A 4,586-nucleotide genomic window follows, 5' to 3' on the forward strand; every position below is an offset into this window, starting at 1 on the left:
GATACCCCAACACCACACTCTGACCAACACACAACCAAACCCACACACAGAACCTAAAACAACGCGTTTAGTTCCTATAGGCCCATTTAAATCAGTTGAGTCAACATTGTTGTATAGGATATGCCCCGAATCCGGCCTATAAAAAGCCTCCAATAGGGAAAGCAGCGTAGTTTTACCTGAACCCGACGAGCCCACGATGACGGTTCTTTGGTGTGGGACTGCGCTAAAACTAATGTTCTGCAGAGTGGTATTTCGTTCATCATCTTTGTCCGCTGTATTGTAAGAAAAGCATACATCTTTGAACTCCAGCGTAATGTTGGCTGTATCAAACGAGGAATGCCCATCTGGGGAAAGCATATTGCTCGAACTTACGGTTTCGCTTTTATCGCGCAAAGATTCAATGTCTTCTATTCTCCTGAGTGGTCCTAAAGCTTTGAAAGCCGTGGTTATAGATGAGGAAAAGGAGCTTAGCGAAGAAACAACCATAGTCAAATACATTGAAAAGGAGATGAAATTAGAAATATCAAGATCCCCTTTCGCTATTTCCGCGCCGCCAAAGGAAAAAACGATTAGTAAGGTCAGCTGTATGGCGCAGTTCACAATGGACCGAATGATTGTTTCCTTGTTGGCCACTTTTACTGTTGCCCGATACACTTCTTCTGCGGTACCGACTACTCTTTTCGTTTCAGGCACTGTTGCCATAAAGGCCTTAATTGTGCGAATTCCAGCTAATGATCGCAGTATGGCATTAGACAGTCTTGCTGTCTTAGCTTGTACCAGTTCGGTATAGGCCTGCAGACGAGAAGAAGCAGCAATCATCAACAGAATGGATGTGCACGAAGTTATAAGTGCCACGGCAAAGAGTCTGGTATCAATGAACAGCATAGCGACAGCTGATCCGCAAGCTGTTAACAGATTCGCGGCCACTTTAAAGAAGTCTGATGACAGGGCTGAGCGTAACTCATTAGTATCTGAGATGACAGTTGAGACATAGTCACCCGACTCCCTCTTATCATACTCTTGTACCGGCAGGCCGAGGATACAGGTAATGAGATTGCTACGTTTATCGAAAACTATTTTCGCCGCAAGGCGGTTTGCCATATTGGATCCCAAACCATCCAGGACGATGCCTGCTACAAACAAAAGCGCCAAGACTGCAATTGGTCTCACCAACTTCTGACTCTGTTCTATGGCGTGTAGAAGATAATTGACACACAGAGGTTGTAGTAACGCCAGACCTGAAGACACTATACCCACAGACATCACAACAACAGTGATAGCTGTGTGCGGTTTCAATAGTCTGAATACATTAAAAATTGTGGTTTTTTGACGTTGCTGAGTTTGCATAGTTGACATGATTTCCGCTATTCGCCTATGGCTGTTTGGACGGTTTCAATTGCCGATCGCTTCAAACTAGAACGTGCAGAGAAAAATGTGGAAAGTGTTCCCGCGGCGATAATGGGCACAGCAAGGATAATGAAGAACTTCCAGGGGAAGACCACTACAAAGAGATTCTTGGAAAGAGGGAGGAATGTCACAGCGGTGAAAACTCCGACGAGCAAGGTGGCCCCCGCAGAGATAAGGATACCGGTGGTCACGAGGATGAAACCATCCAAGGCCGATATGGCAAGTAGCTGTCCGGGCACAGCGCCCGCGATGGAGATAAGGGCCAGATCAAGGTTGCGTTCCTTGGCAGAGATGGCGAAACTGGCGACCGCACCGATTACAGCAATGAGCAAGGCCGACCACAGGCTGGACATAAGCTCTATCGGTGTGGCTGATCCCATGTCTTTCAACTGGGGAAAGCCACTTATGGCAGCAGTACTGGTTTGACCTGTGATTAACAATCCACCGAGCAGGAACAGGCAAGCAGTCAGTGAGATGATGGTGGAGCCGAATGCCTTCCCGCGACTTCTCACAATGGCTTGTGCCCGTGCGATCTTCCAGACATCGGATTGCACAGGAACCAGATTCGTCCATGTTTTGGTGGCCCATTGGATGATGGGTCCTCCAGAATAGGCCAGAGCGACCAGAAACAGCAGTATCGCGATGATCGGGCCTAATGACATGGGTTGCATGATGATGCCCAATTGGGTCTTACTCAGAGTTTTGGGGTCGTTCAACACCAGGATGACGGCAGCGACAGCCGGTGCCAGCAGGGCGATGAAACCACCGATAATAAGGAATCTCCTCAGACCGCGCCCAGCTCTCGTGACGTGGACTTCCTCAGTTCCTGAACCTCTCAGCAGCTCAACCGGAAGCACTTTCCTCAAAGCACGCAGAGTAAAGAGAGCACCCAACAAAGCCACAATGAAACCGACTGCAAGCCCCCTCAAAGCAAAGTCTAAGAAACCCTGCCAAGTAAAAGTGATAAGCGGCGGTAACAGCACGGCCTCCAACTGGAACTTTAGAATCCGTGGGGCAAGAATTGGCGCCAGCGCCATACCAACGATGGAGGAGATCAGAGTCAGCACGAACACCTGCACCATGGTGAGGGTCAGCACCTGCCTAGGTGTGGCACCAAGCAGGGACAACAATGCAAGTCCCTTCCGCCGCTGCCTTATGGAAGCCTGAATCGTCACCATAATGACCAGGCAACCCAGGACCATTGCTATCTGGTAGACCGAGTCCACGTTAGTGCTGAGATGGTGAGATACCACACCCACTTCCCCCGGGGAATCATGTTTGAGATCATTGATTCCCTTGCATACACTCATGGCGCACAGAATCGTCTGCGTGACCACAAGCACAAGAAACACACCGGCCCAGATTCCTCTATTGGCTTTCAGATCATTCAACGCCCACTTCATGACTTACACCTTTCACGCCGCATCGCCATACAGAATCAGGGCAATAACTACGCTTGCTCTTCCACATTCCCTGATGCGACAAATCCGCCATCACTCATGGTGTATACGACGTCGCATTGCCGGGCCAGGCGGAGATCGTGTGTGACCACGACCACGCATTTACCGGGTCGATGGGAGAAGTCCCGCAACTGCGAGAAAACCAACTGTCCGGACTTCTGGTCAAGAGCACCTGTCGGCTCATCGGCGAACACAACATCGGGATCCGCGACCAAGGTGCGAATCAAGGATACCCGCTGCTGCTCACCACCTGAGAGCGAACTAGCTGCGTCATTGTCGTGCCCGCTCAAGTGGAACTTATCCATGAGGGCATCGATGCTTCCTTGATCGACCTTGCGATGGCTGAGAGTCAAGGGGAGCAGGATATTGTCACGAACGGTCATGGACGGGACAAGATTGTAGGACTGAAACACAAACCCGATATGCGATCTGCGAAACAAAGCCAAGTTACGCTGGTTCTTCTTAGTTAGTTCCTCACCCAGCACCCACACATTTCCTTGAGATGGCTGTTCAAGACCAGAAAGGCAATATAGCAAGGTGCTCTTACCACATCCAGAGGGCCCTGTAATTGCGGTCATGGCACCACCAGCAGCAACAAAAGAAAGATCATTGAACACCACAGTGGGAGTCCCGTCACCCGAGACGAAATTCTTACTTAGCTGTTCAGCTACTACCACACCATCACGCATAATATTAACCTTCATGGTACTGAGATCAGAGTATCGCCAGACCTCATGCGATTATAAAGCCCCACGACAACGAGTACTGAATCGGACATTTCTATTGAAACAAACGCCCCATATCTGAAAAAGATAGGTCCGTTATTGTACCTTAAATCACTGAGGATATAAGGTCCTGGTTCACCGCCTATTGCTTCCTCTAGTTTGAGGGTTAATCTTTCAAGATGCTCATCAGAAAAGGGATATATGGTTATGAATTTTCCACTAGAGCTGCGTCCTGCATATTTGGTATTGGAGGATCGGTACTGTTGTTTATCCCTGAGATATTTGAACATAACATGCTCTGAAATACAGATTTTAGAAACTTTTTCTAAAACTGATTGTGCATTGTCAAGGGAAGCCGTCACATGAATTTTCCATCCGTGGGTCCTCATTATGCAAGCAGTCGGCTGCATATATGTCCATACTACGGATTTATTTGAAGCCCATCCTATCGGACAGTCAGGTTCAGGATCCCATGACTCTTCGGCATGTGCCATGAGACTACGGCTATCGACAAAGAAAGGAGATCCTGGGTGCGTCGCCCGCATGTATACAGCTTCCCCAATCATTGCGTCTCCCATCGTTGCGGACTATGCTTTGTAGTAATATTATAAGAACCCGGTTCAGTGTCAACTTCTGTTTTAACTCGCTTCTTGAATATTAATAACTTGCTCATTGCCTTTGATAGCTAAGTACCCATACGTCGCCTTTTAAGATGGCAACTTTCCTTTGAGTAGAGATGGACCTTCAATTGCTGCATCCAATGATGTCAAGACACCAAGCCGTTTGCATAGCAAACTTTTCCCAGCGTCTATACTTACCTGATCCTCCCCCGTGGCTTCCATTCTGAATGATATTAACGACTGCGTCTGCACCGATTTCCTGGAGCAGTGACACCCACTTCAGAGATTCTGGGCTATAGGAACTAAACGCGTTGTTTATGTTGGGGGTTTGGCCTTGTGGCTGTAAGCGTGTTGGGTGGTTGTTAATAGGTCGG

The 4,586-nt window shown here is 48.5% G+C and carries 4 protein-coding genes; all 4 read right to left on the minus strand.

The genetic code is table 11. The features are described from left to right. On the minus strand, positions 1-1,356 hold a 1,356-nt coding region (locus H3T89_RS08755), incomplete at its 3' end, for an ABC transporter ATP-binding protein (RefSeq protein WP_101433109.1). A gap of 8 nt (positions 1,357-1,364) precedes the next feature. Then, complete coding sequence (locus H3T89_RS08760; protein WP_045924218.1) at positions 1,365-2,810, minus strand: FtsX-like permease family protein; 1,446 nt, start codon at positions 2,808-2,810, stop codon at positions 1,365-1,367. A 47-nt stretch (positions 2,811-2,857) separates the two neighbouring features. Next, positions 2,858-3,556 carry an ABC transporter ATP-binding protein gene (locus H3T89_RS08765; protein ID WP_045924347.1) on the minus strand — a complete coding sequence of 233 codons (699 nt, stop codon included), beginning with the start codon at positions 3,554-3,556 and terminating at the stop codon, positions 2,858-2,860. 11 nt (positions 3,557-3,567) lie between these two features. Further along, positions 3,568-4,086, minus strand: coding sequence for a class III lanthionine synthetase LanKC N-terminal domain-containing protein (locus H3T89_RS08770; RefSeq protein WP_141650093.1), 519 nt, complete (start codon positions 4,084-4,086; stop codon positions 3,568-3,570). Between the last annotated feature and the right edge of the window lie 500 nt (positions 4,087-4,586).

Origin of the sequence: Bifidobacterium sp. W8114, from assembly GCF_016101165.1 — a bacterium.
GTDB classification, from domain to species: Bacteria; Actinomycetota; Actinomycetes; order Actinomycetales; family Bifidobacteriaceae; genus Bombiscardovia; species Bombiscardovia asteroides.

Coding starts and splice junctions, on each gene's coding strand:
- H3T89_RS08760 (WP_045924218.1), bottom strand. CDS start 2,810: ATGAAGTGGGCGTTGAATGATCTGAAAGCCAATAGAGGAATCTGGGCC.
- H3T89_RS08765 (WP_045924347.1), bottom strand. CDS start 3,556: ATGCGTGATGGTGTGGTAGTAGCTGAACAGCTAAGTAAGAATTTCGTC.
- H3T89_RS08770 (WP_141650093.1), bottom strand. CDS start 4,086: ATGGCACATGCCGAAGAGTCATGGGATCCTGAACCTGACTGTCCGATA.